This window comes from Flavobacterium sp. (assembly GCF_044368625.1).
Classification (GTDB): domain Bacteria; phylum Bacteroidota; class Bacteroidia; order Flavobacteriales; family Flavobacteriaceae; genus Flavobacterium.
Window position 1 is genome coordinate 1 of record NZ_JBIPPD010000057.1, and the last position, 16,001, is coordinate 16,001.

The following is a 16,001-nucleotide window of genomic DNA, read 5'->3' on the forward strand; positions in this document are numbered from 1 at the left end:
CCTGAGAAGGAACCGTAATTGGAGCTCCGTTTGCTGGATTCAAAATATTGTGAGAAGCCAACATTAATAATTGTGCTTCCAAAATAGCTTCTGGTCCAAGTGGCAAGTGAACTGCCATTTGATCCCCATCAAAATCCGCGTTAAAAGCCGTACATACTAACGGGTGAAGTTGGATCGCTTTTCCTTCAATTAATTTAGGTTGGAAAGCCTGAATACCAAGTCGGTGTAAGGTTGGGGCACGGTTTAATAATACCGGGTGACCTTTAATTACATTTTCAAGGATGTCCCAAACAACTGGTTCTTTTTTGTCAATGATTTTCTTAGCCGATTTCACTGTTTTTACAATACCTCTTTCAATCAATTTACGGATTACAAAAGGTTTGTATAATTCGGCAGCCATATCTTTAGGGATACCGCATTCGAATAATTTCAATTCTGGTCCAACGACGATTACCGAACGAGCCGAATAATCCACACGTTTTCCAAGTAAGTTTTGACGGAAACGACCTTGTTTTCCTTTAAGGGAATCCGAAAGTGATTTCAATGGACGATTCGATTCTGTTTTTACAGCAGAAGCCTTACGTGTATTGTCAAATAATGAATCTACTGATTCTTGCAACATACGTTTTTCGTTTCTCAAGATCACTTCTGGAGCTTTGATTTCCATCAATCTTTTCAAACGGTTGTTACGGATAATTACACGACGGTACAAGTCATTTAAATCTGAAGTGGCAAAACGACCACCATCAAGAGGTACAAGTGGACGTAATTCTGGCGGAATAACAGGAACCACTTTCATAATCATCCATTCTGGACGGTTCTCGCGGTTTAAGTTAGACTCACGGAACGACTCCAAAACTTGTAATATTTTTAATGCTTCCGTTTTACGTTGTTTAGACGTTTCATTGTTAGCGGCGTGTCTCAAATCATAAGACAAAGTATCTAGGTCGATACGGGCTAACAAGTCCATAATACATTCAGCACCCATTTTGGCTACGAATTTATTAGGGTCGAAATCATCTAAATATTGGTTATCAGCTGGAAGTGTATCTAAAATATTTAAATACTCTTCTTCTGTTAAAAAGTCTAATATTTGAACAGATTCTCCTTCTGGATTTTTGGCAATACCCGCTTGAATAACTACATATCTTTCGTAGTAGATGATCATGTCTAATTTCTTAGAAGGCAACCCTAAAATGTATCCAATTTTGTTTGGCAAAGAACGGAAATACCAAATATGTGCGACAGGAACCACCAAGTTGATGTGTCCAACACGGTCTCTTCGTACTTTTTTCTCTGTTACTTCCACACCACATCGGTCGCAAACAATTCCTTTGTAACGGATACGTTTGTATTTGCCGCAAGCACATTCGAAATCCTTTACAGGTCCGAAAATTCTTTCGCAGAAAAGTCCGTCACGTTCTGGTTTGTGTGTACGGTAGTTGATGGTTTCTGGTTTTAAAACTTCACCACGAGATTCTGCCAAAATAGATTCTGGAGAAGCCAAACCGATAGAGATTTTATTAAACCTTTTTACTGGGTTTTTGTCTCTATTATTATTGTTATTATTTCTATTATTCATCATAGTTTTTACTATTGATTTATGTGCAATTAAAAAATTGATTTTGATTCCTAATTTGATGTTTAAAAAAACAACAAACCTTAAATCAGTACCTCGAATTACTTCTCTAAACTTCAACTTCTGATTGAAGTGCTAGTTATATTTTCTACTAAGAAAATATAAAAAATCGGAACGATTTACGGGTATAAATCCTGAAAACTAATTAAAAAAAGTATGCAGTCTCAGTCGCAATTGGCAGTATTAAAACTGAATACTGCGACTGAAAACTGTCTACTGTGTTTATTCTTCTAAACGAATATCAAGTCCAAGACCTTTCAATTCGTGCATCAATACGTTGAATGATTCCGGCAATCCTGGTTCTGGCATTGATTCGCCTTTTACGATAGCTTCGTAAGTTTTAGCTCTACCAATAACGTCATCCGATTTTACCGTCAAGATTTCACGTAAAGTACTTGATGCTCCATACGCCTCAAGTGCCCAAACCTCCATCTCTCCAAAACGCTGACCTCCAAATTGTGCTTTACCACCTAATGGTTGTTGTGTGATTAATGAGTACGGTCCGATTGAACGTGCGTGCATTTTATCGTCAACCATATGACCCAGTTTCAACATATAGATAACTCCAACAGTTGCTCTTTGGTGGAAACGCTCTCCAGTTCCTCCATCGTACAAGTACGTATGTCCGAAACGTGGAATTCCAGCTTCGTCCGTTAATTCATTGATTTGATCTAAAGATGCTCCGTCAAAAATTGGAGTAGCAAACTTGCGACCCAAATTTTGTCCAGCCCAACCTAAAACCGTTTCGTAAATCTGTCCGATGTTCATACGAGAAGGTACACCAAGTGGGTTCAATACGATATCAACAGGCGTTCCATCTTCCAAGAAAGGCATGTCTTCATGACGAACGATTCTTGCAACAATACCTTTGTTACCGTGACGTCCCGCCATTTTATCACCAACTTTTAACTTACGTTTTTTAGCGATATACACTTTAGCCAATTTCAAGATTCCCGCTGGCAATTCATCACCCACAGTAATCGTGAATTTTTCTCGTCGCAATGCACCTTGTAAGTCGTTTAATTTGATTTTATAATTGTGAATCAAATCGTTAACCAACTTATTCGTTTCGTCATCAGCAACCCATTGACCTTTGCTTAAATGTGCAAAATCTTCAACAGCATTCAACATTTTTTGCGTATATTTTTTACCTTTTGGTAAAACCTCTTCGCCTAAATCGTTCATCACTCCTTGCGAAGTTTTCCCGTTAACGATGTTGAATAATTTTTCTACTAATTTATCTTTTAGCTCGTTAAATTTGACTTCGAAACTCATTTCTAAGCCGTCCAAATCGTCCTTATCTTTAGAACGTTTGCGTTTGTCTTTAACCGCTCTTGCAAATAATTTTTTACCTAAAACCACACCATGTAAAGAAGGAGAAGCTTTTAACGAAGCATCTTTTACATCACCTGCTTTGTCACCGAAGATTGCACGAAGCAATTTCTCTTCAGGAGTAGGATCTGACTCACCTTTAGGCGTAATTTTACCAATTAGAATGTCACCAGGTTTAACCTCGGCACCTACTCTAATCATACCATTTTCATCCAAGTCTTTTGTAGCCTCTTCAGAAACGTTAGGAATATCATTCGTCAATTCTTCGTTACCTAATTTCGTATCCCGCACATCTAATGAATAATCATCGATGTGGATAGAAGTAAAGATATCGTCGCGAACTACTTTTTCAGAAATTACAATCGCATCCTCGAAGTTGTACCCTTTCCATGGCATAAACGCTACTTTAAGGTTTCTACCTAAAGCAAGTTCACCATTTTGAGTTGCATAACCTTCAGAAAGTACTTGTCCTTTTACTACTCGATCCCCTTTTCTTACGATAGGCTTCAAGTTTATTGAAGTACTTTGATTGGTTTTTCTGAACTTAATTAGATTGTATGTTTTCTCATCTGAATCAAAACTTACCATACGTTCTTCGTCCGTACGGTCGTATTTAATCGTGATGATGTTTGCGTCTACATATTCAACAACTCCTTCGCCTTCAGCATTGATCAATACTCGGGAATCAGATGCCACTTGACGTTCTAAACCTGTACCAACAATTGGTGCTTCCGGACGCAATAATGGCACTGCTTGACGCATCATGTTTGATCCCATCAAGGCTCTGTTCGCATCATCATGTTCCAAGAAAGGAATTAAGGAAGCTGAAATCGAGGCAATTTGATTTGGAGCAACGTCGGCATAATCCAACTGACTTGGTGTAACTACTGGGAAATCGGCATCTTGCTTAGCAATTACGTTTTCGGCCGTGATGTTACCATCTTTGTCAATTTCGATATTTGCCTGAGCGATCAACATACCTTCTTCTTCTTCTGCACTTAAATATACAGGATCAGAATCGAGCACCAATCGACCATTGTTTACTTTACGGTAAGGTGTTTCGATGAATCCCATACCGTTTACTTTCGCATAAACTCCAAGGGAAGAAATCAAACCAATGTTTGCACCCTCTGGGTTTTCAATCGGACATAAACGACCGTAGTGTGTATAGTGAACGTCACGAACCTCAAATCCGGCACGTTCTCTTGACAAACCACCTGGTCCTAGAGCTGATAAACGACGTTTGTGCGTGATTTCTGCTAATGGATTGGTTTGATCCATAAATTGAGACAACTGATTGGTCCCAAAGAAAGAGTTGATAACCGACGATAATGTTTTAGCATTAATCAAATCAATTGGTGTAAACACCTCATTATCTCTAACATTCATACGCTCACGAATGGTTCTTGCCATACGGGCCAAACCTACACCGAATTGCGCAGAAAGTTGTTCGCCGACTGTTCTAACACGACGGTTTGACAAGTGGTCGATATCATCAATCTCTGCTTTAGAGTTAATCAACTCAATCAAGTATTTTACAATTGTAATGATATCTTCTTTGGTCAAGACTTGCTTTTCCATTGGGATATCCAATTGTAATTTTTTATTCATTCTGTAACGACCTACTTCACCTAAATTGTAACGTTGGTCAGAGAAGAACAATTTATCGATAATACCACGCGCTGTTTCTTCATCAGGCGGTTCGGCATTACGCAATTGTCTGTAGATATGCTCAACAGCTTCTTTTTCGGAGTTTGTTGGATCTTTTTGAAGCGTATTGTGAATGATGGCATAATCCGCTTGATTAGCATCTTCTTTGTGCAACAAAATAACTTTAACGTTAGCATCAAGGATTTCTTCTACATTATCTTTGTCGATAATTGTATCACGATCCAAGATGATTTCGTTACGTTCGATAGAAACCACTTCTCCGGTATCTTCATCCACGAAGTCTTCATGCCAAGTATTCAAGACACGAGCAGCTAATTTTCTGCCGATATATTTTTTTAAACTTGTTTTAGAAACTTTAATTTCTTCGGCAAGATCAAATATTTCAAGAATATCTTTATCGCGTTCGAAACCAATAGCTCTAAATAAAGTTGTTACTGGTAATTTTTTCTTTCTATCGATATAAGCATACATTACGCTGTTGATATCGGTAGCAAACTCTATCCAAGAACCTTTAAAAGGAATTACACGAGCAGAATATAATTTTGTTCCATTTGCGTGGAAAGATTGTCCGAAGAACACACCAGGAGAACGGTGAAGTTGAGAAACAACCACACGTTCTGCTCCATTAATTACAAAAGTACCACTTGGCGTCATGTAAGGAATGGTCCCTAAATATACGTCTTGCACAATAGTTTCGAAATCTTCGTGTTCAGGATCTGTACAATATAGTTTTAACCTTGCTTTTAAAGGTACACTATAAGTTAGACCTCTTTCGATACACTCTTGAATGGTATAACGTGGTGGATCAACAAAATAATCAAGGAACTCTAAAACGAATTGGTTTCTAGTGTCAGTGATTGGAAAATTTTCCATGAAGGTATTGTAAAGTCCTTCGTCGCCTCTTTCATCGGATTTAGTTTCCAACTGGAAAAAATCCTTAAAAGATTTAACCTGAATATCCAGGAAATCTGGATAATTAGGTATATTTTTAGTAGAGGCAAAATTCAATCTTTCAGTCTGATTTGTTATCATCTATGGACAAAATTTTGATTAAAAAAAAGTAAATAATTTTTGTGTAAAACACTGTTTAACTTATACTTTCTTTTTGAAATCAATACATCTTTAAAAATTAGTAAGATTGCTCTTTTGATAATTTTCTTTCTTCGTAATGATTAAAAATAATACTGTATTTTAAACTTATTGATAATAAAATGGATTATCATTTTATTATACGAAAAATGGTTTAGGTCATTGGATAAACATCCAAGACCTAAACCTAATTCTCAAAACCGAGTCAAACTATTTAAGTTCTACTACAGCTCCAGCTTCTTCTAATGATTTTTTAAGACCTTCAGCCTCATCTTTAGAAACACCTTCTTTAACGTTAGCAGGAGCGCTATCCACTAAATCTTTTGCTTCTTTAAGACCCAAACCAGTTAATTCTTTAACTGCTTTTACTACTGCTAATTTAGAAGCTCCAGCTTCTTTAAGCACAACTGTAAATTCAGTTTGCTCTTCAACAACTGCAGCGTCTCCATCACCTGAAACTACAACAGCAGCTGCAGCAGGCTCGATACCGTACTCGTCTTTTAATATTGTTGCTAAATCGTTAACTTCTTTAACAGTTAAGTTAACCAATTGTTCTGCGAATTGTTTCAAATCTGCCATTTTTTCTATCGTTTAAAATGATTTGTAAAATATAATTTATTAATTGTGCGCGTTATTCTGAAACCTCTTCGTTTTTGAATTGGTTTAAAAGAGCCGAAATAACTCTTTGTGCTGGAGATTGAAGTAATCCAATGATTTCTCCAATAACTTCCTCTTTCGATTTTAGCGAAGCTAATGAATCTAATAGGTTGTCTCCGATGTAGATTTCAGAATTGATGTATGCTCCTTTAAGAACAGGCTTATCTGATTTTCTACGAAACTCCTTCATAATTTTAGCAGGTGCGTTAGCTACATCAGAAAAGAAAACGGCACTGTTTCCTTTTAATGTTTCTGGCAATTCACCATAATTATTATCTGAAGCTTCCATTGCTTTTGCAAGCAACGTATTTTTTACTACTTCTAATTTAATACCTGTTTTGTAACAAGCTCTTCGTAAATTTGAAGTTGCCTCTGCATTTAATCCAGAAATATCTGCTACATATAAAATGTTTGTACCAGCTAACTGTGCAGTTAAATCTTCAATCGCGATTGATTTTTCTTCTCTAGTCATCCTAAAAATTTTTAACTACCAAATTATACAGCCTTAGGATCTAAAGCTATAGCAGGACTCATTGTTGATGAGATGTGGATACTTTTAACGTAAGTACCTTTCGCTGCAGTTGGTTTCATTTTGATTAATGTTTGAATAATTTCGTGCGCATTGTCGACGATTTGATCGGCGTTGAAAGAAACTCTTCCAATTCCAGCGTGAACAATACCTGTTTTGTCAACTTTAAAGTCGATTTTACCAGCTTTTACTTCAGCTACTGCTTTCGCAACATCCATAGTAACAGTACCCGTCTTAGGGTTAGGCATCAAACCACGTGGTCCTAAAATACGACCTAATGGACCTAATTTACCCATAACGGCTGGCATAGTGATGATTACATCAACATCGGTCCAACCATCTTTAATTTTTTGAAGATAATCGTCTAAACCTACGAAATCTGCACCTGCAGCTGTAGCTTCAGCTTCTTTATCTGGAGTAACCAAAGCAAGAACTCTTACATCCTTACCCGTACCATGAGGAAGTGTTACAACACCTCTAACCATCTGATTTGCTTTTCTTGGATCAACACCCAATTTTACAGCAATATCCACTGATTCATCAAATTTTGCACTCGCCACATCTTTAATTAACGCCGCAGCATCTTTCAAAGAATAAAGCTTGTTCTTTTCGATTTTTGAAGCAGCTTCTTTTTGTTTTTTTGTCAATTTTGCCATGTCTTTTCTTAATTAGAAGGAGCGTCTCCCGTTACAGTTATACCCATAGATCTAGCTGTTCCAGCAATCATACTCATTGCAGCTTCCAATGTGAAAGCATTCAAATCTGCCATTTTATCTTCAGCAATCGCCTGAATCTGTTCTCTAGTTACTTTCGCAACCTTTTTACGATTCGGCTCTCCTGATCCTGATTTCAATTTTGCAGCTTCTAATAATTGAACCGCTGCAGGTGGAGTTTTTACAACAAAGTCAAACGACTTATCTTTGTAAACTGTGATCTGCACAGGACAAATTTTGCCGGCTTTATCTTGTGTTCTTGCATTAAATTGCTTACAGAACTCCATGATATTAACACCAGCAGCACCTAGAGCAGGTCCAACCGGTGGCGATGGATTCGCTGCACCTCCCTTAACTTGTAGTTTAACTACTTTACTAATCTCTTTAGCCATTGTTTTAAATTTAACACTTTTATCGTGGAAGCGATAAAAGCAGTTTATTATGTGTGTAACAAAAAATTATACTTTTTCAACTTGCATAAAACTCAATTCTAACGGTGTTTTTCTTCCGAAAATTTTAACCATAACTTCAAGTTTACGCTTTTCTTCATTAATTTTTTCAACTGTGCCGTTAAACCCGTTGAAAGGTCCATCAACCACCTTTATTGTTTCACCAATATTGAAAGGAATGGTGTGTGTGTCTGTTTTTACAGCCAATTCATCAACTTTACCTAACATTCGGTTCACTTCAGATATTCTTAAAGGGACTGGGTCTCCGTTTTTCACTTCGCCCAAAAATCCGATGACACCTGTAATCGACTTAATAATGTGAGGTATTTCTCCAGTAAGATTTGCTTCAATCATTACATAACCAGGAAAATAAACGCGGTCTTTGATTATTTTTTTTCCTTCACGCATCTGCACTACCTTTTCAGTAGGAACCAATACCTGAGAAATATAATCACCCATCCCTAAACGACTAATCTCCGTTTCGATATATGCTTTGACTTTATTTTCTTGTCCACTTACAGCTCTAACCACATACCATTTTTTCACATTACTATCGGTCATAATTACGCTTTTATCCAATTAAAAAACATAGTTAGAATTTCTGCTAAAAATTCATCAACACCCCAAGTGGCTAGTGAAAATAATACTGAAAAAACAGCAACTACAATTGTTAGTCGTTGCACCTCAGCCCATTCTGGCCAAGTCACATTTAACCTTAATTCCTCAAATGCTTCTGATATATAAGTACTAACTTTTGACATTATAATTTTGTTTTATTGCACGGGCGGAGGGATTCGAACCCCCATCAACGGTTTTGGAGACCGCTATTCTACCCTTGAACTACGCCCGTAATTAAAGCCAGTGATTTCTATAAAGAATACCCACTGGCTTTTACTATTATTTAAAAATGATTATGCTAAGATTTCAGTTACCTGACCTGCACCTACAGTTCTACCACCTTCACGGATAGCGAAACGTAAACCAACGCTCATTGCGATAGGGCTCAACAAAGATACATTAATAGTCAAGTTATCTCCTGGCATTACCATCTCTACTCCTTCTGGAAGTGTAATAACTCCTGTTACGTCAGTTGTACGAGCGTAAAACTGTGGACGGTAGTTATTGTGGAATGGTGTGTGACGACCACCTTCTTCTTTTTTCAAGATATAAACCTCAGCTTTAAAGTTAGCATGTGGTTTAATAGATCCTGGCTTAACGATTACCATTCCTCTTTTGATATCTTCTTTAGCAATACCTCTTAACAAGATACCTGCATTATCTCCAGCCTCACCTCTATCAAGGATTTGACGGAACATTTCGATACCAGTAATAGTAGATGTCAATTTCTCAGCACCCATACCGATGATTTCAACTGGATCTCCAGTGTTACAAACTCCAGTTTCGATACGACCTGTAGCAACAGTTCCACGACCTGTGATTGTAAATACATCCTCGATTGGCATCAAGAAAGGTTTAGCTGTATCTCTTTCTGGCTCTTCGATCCAAACATCTACCGCTTCCATTAAAGCTAAAACAGTATCAACCCATTTTTGCTCACCATTCAAAGCTCCTAAAGCAGAACCTTGAATAACTGGACCATTATCACCATCATATTTGTAGAAAGAAAGTAAATCTCTGATTTCCATTTCTACTAATTCTAGTAATTCTTCATCATCAACCATATCCACTTTGTTCATGAATACAACGATTCTAGGAATACCTACTTGGCGACCTAAAAGGATGTGTTCACGTGTTTGTGGCATTGGCCCATCAGTTGAAGCTACAACCAAAATAGCACCATCCATTTGAGCAGCACCAGTAACCATGTTTTTTACGTAATCCGCGTGACCAGGACAGTCAACGTGAGCGTAGTGACGGTTAGCAGTTTCATACTCTACGTGTGATGTATTAATAGTAATACCTCTTTCTTTTTCTTCTGGAGCATTATCAATCTGATCGAAAGATTTTGCTGCATTTTTAGAAAAACCTGCTTCAGTCAATACTTTAGAAATTGCCGCAGTCAATGTGGTTTTTCCGTGATCCACGTGTCCAATTGTACCTATATTTAAGTGCGGTTTGGAACGGTTAAAATTCTCCTTTGCCATTTTACTTAATTTTTAATCTTAGTTATATATTAGTGTTCAAATTCAATATTAGTGGAGCCAATGACGGGAATTGAACCCGTGACCTCTTCCTTACCAAGGAAGCACTCTACCCCTGAGCTACACCGGCGGTACAGTTTTCTGTTTCAAATTTAAAGTTTCAGGCAATATGACCACTTGAAACATGAAACTTATAAACTTTTTATTGCGGATTACCTCCCTTACGGTCGATGATCTTATTTCGTTTAAAAACGAAACGCAAACTTTACAAACAAGTTTACTCGAAAGCGAGCTTTCAGATAAACTCTTATTATAAAGTTTGTGGGGAGAGCAGGATTCGAACCTGCGAAGTTTTCACAGCAGATTTACAGTCTGCCCTCGTTGGCCGCTTGAGTATCTCCCCTAACCATTTTATTTTCAATTTCTTAAAGAACAGAGCCGGCGGAGGGACTCGAACCCACGACCTGCTGATTACAAATCAGCTGCTCTAGCCGACTGAGCTACGCTGGCAATAATAAAAAAGTCCGCTATTTCTAACGGACTGCAAATGTATATCTTTTTGTTTTTTAAACAAAACTTTTATAACTTTTTTTTTCATTAAATATGAGCTCGTAATTTTTCTTTACGCTTAACCAGTAGACGTTCTAAAGATTCAGAAGCCATTTCCGCTGCTTCTTCAAAAGTTTTACATTGCTTTTTTACTATAAAATCATCCCCTGGAACATTTACTTTCATTTCAACAATTTTATTTTCTTTGTCGCTGGTCTTTTCCACTTTCAAATACACGTCTGCATCAACGACTTTGTCATAATATTTTTCTAATTTATTCATTCGCTCTTGAATAAAATCAACTAATTTTCCATCAACTGTAAAATTTACTGCGTGAACATTTACCTTCATAATTATTCCGTTATTTGATTAAACATTATTTTTTTGCCTTGGATGAGAATTGGCATGTGCTTTTTTTAATTCGTTAAGACTGTTGTGCGTGTAGACTTGTGTCGATGCCAAAGTAGCATGCCCTAATAAATCTTTAACCGAATTAATGTCTGCTCCATTGTTTAAAAGATGTGTAGCACATGAATGCCGAATAATGTGCGGACTCTTTTTTACCTTCTCAGTAGCACCACTAAAGTAGCCATTTACTAATCGATAAACAAGCGAAATATTCAATTTATTTCCTAATTTTGTTAGAAAAAATAGCTCACTATCCCGAATAACTTCTAAATCAGAACGTTCGTTTAAATATTGCCTCACTTGCTTTGCAATATTTGGGAGTATCGGAATAATACGCTCTTTGTTTCGCTTACCTAAAACCTTTACAGTATTTGAAAACAGATCTACGTCTGTCATTTTTAACTCAATTAATTCCATTCGACGCATTCCAGTTGTATACAATAAATCGATGATTAATTTATTTCGCATTCCTTCAAAATCATTTCCAAATGCACCCTCACGTAAAACCGTTTCCATTTCTTTTTCAGAAAAAGGTATTTGAACTTTTTTACCCATTTTTAAGCTTTTGTGCTTTGTAAATGGAGTACTGTCAATTTGCTTTGATTTCAGTAGAAATTTGTAAAACGCCTTTAACGAAGCTATTTTTCTATTTACTGAAACAACATTCAAACCTTTATCGATTAAAAAAACAATCCAACTTCGAATCTGATTGTAATTTATTTCTTCTAAGTATTGTTTATCGAATTGCTCTTGAATATATTTCGAAAATTCGCTTAAGTCATTTGAATAAGCACTTACGGTATGCACAGAAAAATTTTTTTCCTGCAACAAATAATATTTAAACGCCATTTCATTTTTTTCCATAAAAAAAACCGTTAGCATCAAAGGTATTAAACTTTGACCACTAACGGTAGTTATTTTAAAAAAGCTTAAGCCTAATTCTCTAAACCGTCCTTCATGTTTTGAATGTAAGCTGCTTTCTGCATTTTCATTCTATTTACAACAGAAGGCTTGTGAAAAGCTTGACGTGCTCTCAACTGACGAACAGTTCCAGTTTTATCAAATTTTCTTTTATAGCGCTTTAATGCTCTATCGATATTTTCTCCGTCTTTAATTGGTATAATTAACATAATATTGACACCTCCTCTCGTTAAGGGTGCAAAAGTAAACAAATTTTTGGATTAAAGTTTGCAAATAATAAATTAATTGAAAAAGAATTCTGTTACGGTAACAAGACTAAAATTATTAATCCCAGTATCTTGGACTACAGTTTTCTTTTTATAATAATTATTAGTTAATACCTCATATGAATCATTTGCTAAATCTGTTGTTGATAAATTAAGAGATTGCAAACTGGGATTATTTTCGTTAAAAACAGCGTAATACTCTGAATTAAATAATGCAAGATTTTTTTACCATACGAATGCTCTCTTAAAACAGAAAAATTATCAATTACGTTGGAATACTCAAAAGTGAGAATTGTATTGTTTGGTTTTTTAACTGAGATCAAATTGCCATTAAAATATGAATATTGATATTTATTACTTATAACCCCATCCAAATCATTATCATTTCCTGCTATAATTACATTATTGTTTTGATCAAACTCAATTATATGTCTGGATTGTATTTGAGCAGAAGAATCATTATAAGGCAAATTAATTCGTTCAAAATACACCATTGAACTTGACACATGTACAAGTCTATAATAAGCAATCCCACCTTTATATTCCCAATTTATACCAACCAAATTTTGATTTTCATCATAAAAGAAATGTTTAGTATCGATATCTTCAACTTCTGTAGAGGTGCCGTTTTTAACTGTTGATACCAACAGATCACCATCGTAGAAGTATTGCAGCGTAGGAACTGCAGCCCCAAGACTGATACCATTTTGAAAATATTGTGATGTTTCTGAAATTATCTTATTGTTGATTACTTCACCAACAGTTATAGTCTTAAAACTCCATTGACTTGGCTCATAATTCTCTGAATCGCTTGTTATTTTATAACTAGAAATAGACACGTTAGAAATGAATTCATCATCAAACGATGAATCATCCTCTGAACAAGAAACTATAAACAAAAACAAAAAACCAAATAAATTCAAAAATTTCATAAAAAAGCTTTTTAATAGTGTAAAGATATAAACGGTGTTGAGGATCATTTATTACTAATACATTTACCAAGTAAAATAAAAAAAGCCAAGACACAATTTCTTGTATCTTAGCTTTACCTTTATCAGCTTTCTGAAAATATTTACTTTACTGCAGGTTTATAATTTTGTTTATCAATAATCATTTTTGATAAAATCTCTCTTAAAATTTCGGATGTACCACCTCCAATTGGTCCTAGACGACTGTCTCTAAACAATCGAGCCAACGGATATTCTTCCATATAACCATAACCGCCGAGCATTTGTAAACAACTGTAAATAGTATCGTCGGCCACTTTTGTGGATTTCAATTTAGCCATTGTTGCTTCTTTAACCACATATTCACCTTTATCTAAACGAGCCACTGCGGCATAATTGAATATTTTGCAATGCTCTACTTCTGTGGCATGATCTACCATCGTGTGTCGCAAGGCTTGAAATTTATCAATTGTAGTTCCGAAAGCCTCCCGTTTAGACATGTAATCCATTGTATAATCCAATGCATATTCTGCTCTTGCGTGAGCATTAATAGCCATAATTAAACGCTCTAATGCAAAATGCTGCATAATATAAGGAAATCCTTTACCTTCTTCGCCCATTAAATTTTCCACGGGTATTTCTACATTATCAAATGCAATTTCGGCAGTGTCGGAAGCTCTCCAACCTAACTTGTCCAGCTTGGTAGCAGAAATACCTGCCAAATTTGTATCCATCAAAAAGATACTAATTCCTTTACTACCTTGATCGGGACTCGTTTTAGCAGCTACAATATAATAATCAGCATAAATTCCGTTAGTGATGAACGTTTTTGACCCATTGATAATGTATTTATCGCCCTTCTTTACTGCGTTAGTACGCATTCCGGCCACATCACTACCTCCAAATGGTTCTGAAATACAAAGTGCACCAATTTTATCACCTAAAATACTTGGAGCTAAATAGTCGTTTTTGATTCGCTCATCGCCTTCGGCATTTAAATGCGTCATGGCTAAGTATGAATGAGCCCACATTGCTGCAGCAAATCCGGAAGAGTTTATTTTTTGTAATTCTTCGAGAAAGACAACAGTGTAAAATAAATCTAAATTCATCCCTCCATAAGCTTCTGGATAGTTGATCCCAAAAAATCCCATTTCACCAAATTTTTTCCAAATAAATCGTTCGATTGTACCTGTTTTTTCCCATTTTTCAATGTGGGGTACCACCTCTTTTTGTAAAAAATCTTGTAAGCTTTTTCGAAATGATTCGTGTTCTTCTGTAAAATATGTAGAATTCATATATGTACCAAGTTTATGTTCTTTTTTTAAAAATCCAAATATAGGGCAATTACGTGTACTTTTTCGATAGATAATCCCTTAATTTTTGTTAAATCCTCAACATCTTTAATTTTAGCATTCATAGAACGGTAAATCAAAATTTCGCGTGAAATGGTGTAATTAAAAAATGGAAACACCGACAGTTCTTTTAAAGTCGCGGTGTTGATATTTATTTTTTTCATCCGAGAAGTATCTACAACTTTGAAATATTGATTCAGATAATCAATTACTTCGGGTGATAAACCCCAAATAAATTGCATTTGCTCCATCGATGCAAAAGCTCCAAACTTATCTCGCTCTTTTAATATTCTTGCAGAAATGCCTTCTCCAATGCCTCGAATTTTAATTAAATCTTCCGCAGTTGCATGATTGATATCTTTAACAACAATAACTTCTTTTTCTTTTTTTGGAAAAGGGGTATAGTTCGAATAATTCTCTTTTTTTTGATTTACCCAATCGGGAAACTTGAAATAAACGGACATTTCTTTCAACAACGAATCAGAAACTTTTGTAACTTCTTGAAATTCTTTAGCCGAATTGACGTATTTATTTTCTTTGCGAAAAGCGAACAGGCGATCGAGTTGTGCGGTTGTCATTCCGTATTTATAACCTTTATAATCGGTTAAAAAATTGGGATTATAAGGGTAAATTTTAGGCTTGTATTCTTTTTTGAGTTCTTTTAAAGAGTCCATTTTATTTTGAAAAGCCAACCATTCCTTTTTCTCTTCGGAAGTTTCTACTACGGCTTTACTGGGAAAAAAATAATATCCGATTTGAACACTAATGATTAACGTAAACAAAATTAATAATCCCCATCTTTGTGAAGAGGTAAATTTCTGAAAAAAATAAGTTGGCTCTCTCATTGTGCTTATGGGATTTAGTTTTCATCCGTTTTACTCAAAAATTTTATCCAAAAAACTCAATATCATTTGAAATTATTACGAATTAAAGATCAAAAACAGAACTACGTTTGGCACGTATCAAGTCTTTCAATTTGATCCAGAATGCCAAAGTCAAATAAACACCAAACCAGAGTCCTGCAGTAACAAATGAAATGTAAATAAAAAACAATCGGACACTGCTGGCTCGCATTCCTAACTTATCGGCTAATCGTGCCGAAGCATTAAAACCGTGTTTTTCAAAAAAATATTTCAATTGAATTACGAAAGACATAACTGTTTATTTTGATACAAATTTAATCAATTTTGGTTGTTTGTGTCGAATTAAGTAATCGAATTCCAATGCCGCATGACAAACATTTTTTTAGATTACAATATTCGTTTTTCAATTGTAATAATGTTTGTGTTTCGAATGCATTTTTTGCCAAAAGTCCGAAACCTTTAAATTTATCAATAATGACATTCTTTTCCGGCTGAATTTCATGCAACATTTTCA

General features: G+C 35.6%; 15 protein-coding genes, 4 tRNA genes and 2 pseudogenes. All 21 read right to left on the reverse strand.

Translation table 11 applies throughout. The features are described 5' to 3' along the window. Positions 1-1,585 (reverse strand): annotated as a pseudogene (locus ACIQ2X_RS06330) (DNA-directed RNA polymerase subunit beta'); the annotation flags it as partial. Between the two features lie 276 nt (positions 1,586-1,861). Beyond that, on the reverse strand, positions 1,862-5,674 hold the full coding sequence (gene rpoB, locus ACIQ2X_RS06335) for a DNA-directed RNA polymerase subunit beta (protein ID WP_396178087.1): 3,813 nt from the start codon (positions 5,672-5,674) through the stop codon (positions 1,862-1,864). Positions 5,675-5,941: 267 nt separating this feature from the next. Next, on the reverse strand, positions 5,942-6,310 hold the full coding sequence (gene rplL / locus ACIQ2X_RS06340) for a 50S ribosomal protein L7/L12 (RefSeq protein WP_396178088.1): 369 nt from the start codon (positions 6,308-6,310) through the stop codon (positions 5,942-5,944). Between the two features lie 52 nt (positions 6,311-6,362). After that, positions 6,363-6,860 carry a 50S ribosomal protein L10 gene (gene rplJ / locus ACIQ2X_RS06345; protein ID WP_396178089.1) on the reverse strand — a complete coding sequence of 166 codons (498 nt, stop codon included), beginning with the start codon at positions 6,858-6,860 and terminating at the stop codon, positions 6,363-6,365. 23 nt (positions 6,861-6,883) lie between these two features. After that, entirely contained in the window at positions 6,884-7,573 is a 690-nt protein-coding gene (gene rplA, locus ACIQ2X_RS06350; protein ID WP_396178090.1) for a 50S ribosomal protein L1, read from the reverse strand. An 8-nt stretch (positions 7,574-7,581) separates the two neighbouring features. Continuing rightward, positions 7,582-8,022: a 50S ribosomal protein L11 gene (gene rplK / locus ACIQ2X_RS06355; protein ID WP_396178091.1), complete on the reverse strand. Its 441-nt coding sequence runs from the start codon at positions 8,020-8,022 to the stop codon at positions 7,582-7,584. Positions 8,023-8,088: 66 nt separating this feature from the next. Next, positions 8,089-8,640, reverse strand: coding sequence for a transcription termination/antitermination protein NusG (gene nusG / locus ACIQ2X_RS06360; RefSeq protein WP_396178092.1), 552 nt, complete (start codon positions 8,638-8,640; stop codon positions 8,089-8,091). A 2-nt stretch (positions 8,641-8,642) separates the two neighbouring features. Then, positions 8,643-8,840: a preprotein translocase subunit SecE gene (secE, locus tag ACIQ2X_RS06365; RefSeq protein ID WP_396178093.1), complete on the reverse strand. Its 198-nt coding sequence runs from the start codon at positions 8,838-8,840 to the stop codon at positions 8,643-8,645. Between the two features lie 18 nt (positions 8,841-8,858). Then, positions 8,859-8,929: transfer RNA gene (locus ACIQ2X_RS06370), tRNA-Trp, on the reverse strand. Between the two features lie 61 nt (positions 8,930-8,990). Beyond that, positions 8,991-10,184 carry an elongation factor Tu gene (gene tuf / locus ACIQ2X_RS06375; RefSeq protein ID WP_396178094.1) on the reverse strand — a complete coding sequence of 398 codons (1,194 nt, stop codon included), beginning with the start codon at positions 10,182-10,184 and terminating at the stop codon, positions 8,991-8,993. Positions 10,185-10,236: 52 nt separating this feature from the next. Further along, positions 10,237-10,311 (reverse strand) — tRNA-Thr (locus tag ACIQ2X_RS06380). 192 nt (positions 10,312-10,503) lie between these two features. Next, a tRNA-Tyr gene (locus tag ACIQ2X_RS06385) sits at positions 10,504-10,584 on the reverse strand. A gap of 33 nt (positions 10,585-10,617) precedes the next feature. Further along, positions 10,618-10,691: transfer RNA gene (locus ACIQ2X_RS06390), tRNA-Thr, on the reverse strand. A gap of 87 nt (positions 10,692-10,778) precedes the next feature. Continuing rightward, positions 10,779-11,081, reverse strand: coding sequence for a ribosome hibernation-promoting factor, HPF/YfiA family (hpf, locus tag ACIQ2X_RS06395; RefSeq protein ID WP_396178095.1), 303 nt, complete (start codon positions 11,079-11,081; stop codon positions 10,779-10,781). Positions 11,082-11,099: 18 nt separating this feature from the next. After that, the gene (locus ACIQ2X_RS06400) at positions 11,100-12,002 is read right to left on the reverse strand and encodes a tyrosine-type recombinase/integrase (protein WP_396178096.1); all 903 of its coding nucleotides are present in this window, start codon (positions 12,000-12,002) and stop codon (positions 11,100-11,102) included. Between the two features lie 71 nt (positions 12,003-12,073). Beyond that, on the reverse strand, positions 12,074-12,268 hold the full coding sequence (rpsU, locus tag ACIQ2X_RS06405; protein ID WP_396178097.1) for a 30S ribosomal protein S21: 195 nt from the start codon (positions 12,266-12,268) through the stop codon (positions 12,074-12,076). A 188-nt stretch (positions 12,269-12,456) separates the two neighbouring features. After that, complete coding sequence (locus ACIQ2X_RS06410) at positions 12,457-13,257, reverse strand: hypothetical protein (RefSeq protein WP_396178098.1); 801 nt, start codon at positions 13,255-13,257, stop codon at positions 12,457-12,459. Between the two features lie 140 nt (positions 13,258-13,397). Beyond that, positions 13,398-14,567: an acyl-CoA dehydrogenase family protein gene (locus ACIQ2X_RS06415; protein WP_396178099.1), complete on the reverse strand. Its 1,170-nt coding sequence runs from the start codon at positions 14,565-14,567 to the stop codon at positions 13,398-13,400. 26 nt (positions 14,568-14,593) lie between these two features. Next, positions 14,594-15,469, reverse strand: coding sequence for a ComEA family DNA-binding protein (locus ACIQ2X_RS06420; RefSeq protein WP_396178100.1), 876 nt, complete (start codon positions 15,467-15,469; stop codon positions 14,594-14,596). Positions 15,470-15,551: 82 nt separating this feature from the next. Continuing rightward, on the reverse strand, positions 15,552-15,779 hold the full coding sequence (locus ACIQ2X_RS06425; protein ID WP_396178101.1) for a PspC domain-containing protein: 228 nt from the start codon (positions 15,777-15,779) through the stop codon (positions 15,552-15,554). A 22-nt stretch (positions 15,780-15,801) separates the two neighbouring features. Further along, positions 15,802-16,001 (reverse strand): annotated as a pseudogene (locus ACIQ2X_RS06430) (hypothetical protein); the annotation flags it as partial.

Bases quoted from the DNA above. Each gene is read 5' to 3' on its own strand.
- rplK (WP_396178091.1), bottom strand. From the start codon at position 8,022: ATGGCTAAAGAGATTAGTAAAGTAGTTAAACTACAAGTTAAGGGAGGT.
- nusG (WP_396178092.1), bottom strand. From the start codon at position 8,640: ATGACCGATAGTAATGTGAAAAAATGGTATGTGGTTAGAGCTGTAAGT.
- rpoB (WP_396178087.1), bottom strand. From the start codon at position 5,674: ATGATAACAAATCAGACTGAAAGATTGAATTTTGCCTCTACTAAAAAT.
- hpf (WP_396178095.1), bottom strand. From the start codon at position 11,081: ATGAAGGTAAATGTTCACGCAGTAAATTTTACAGTTGATGGAAAATTA.
- ACIQ2X_RS06425 (WP_396178101.1), bottom strand. From the start codon at position 15,779: ATGTCTTTCGTAATTCAATTGAAATATTTTTTTGAAAAACACGGTTTT.
- rpsU (WP_396178097.1), bottom strand. From the start codon at position 12,268: ATGTTAATTATACCAATTAAAGACGGAGAAAATATCGATAGAGCATTA.
- secE (WP_396178093.1), bottom strand. From the start codon at position 8,840: ATGTCAAAAGTTAGTACTTATATATCAGAAGCATTTGAGGAATTAAGG.
- rplJ (WP_396178089.1), bottom strand. From the start codon at position 6,860: ATGACTAGAGAAGAAAAATCAATCGCGATTGAAGATTTAACTGCACAG.
- rplL (WP_396178088.1), bottom strand. From the start codon at position 6,310: ATGGCAGATTTGAAACAATTCGCAGAACAATTGGTTAACTTAACTGTT.
- ACIQ2X_RS06410 (WP_396178098.1), bottom strand. From the start codon at position 13,257: ATGAAATTTTTGAATTTATTTGGTTTTTTGTTTTTGTTTATAGTTTCT.
- tuf (WP_396178094.1), bottom strand. From the start codon at position 10,184: ATGGCAAAGGAGAATTTTAACCGTTCCAAACCGCACTTAAATATAGGT.
- ACIQ2X_RS06415 (WP_396178099.1), bottom strand. From the start codon at position 14,567: ATGAATTCTACATATTTTACAGAAGAACACGAATCATTTCGAAAAAGC.
- ACIQ2X_RS06420 (WP_396178100.1), bottom strand. From the start codon at position 15,469: ATGAGAGAGCCAACTTATTTTTTTCAGAAATTTACCTCTTCACAAAGA.
- rplA (WP_396178090.1), bottom strand. From the start codon at position 7,573: ATGGCAAAATTGACAAAAAAACAAAAAGAAGCTGCTTCAAAAATCGAA.
- ACIQ2X_RS06400 (WP_396178096.1), bottom strand. From the start codon at position 12,002: ATGGAAAAAAATGAAATGGCGTTTAAATATTATTTGTTGCAGGAAAAA.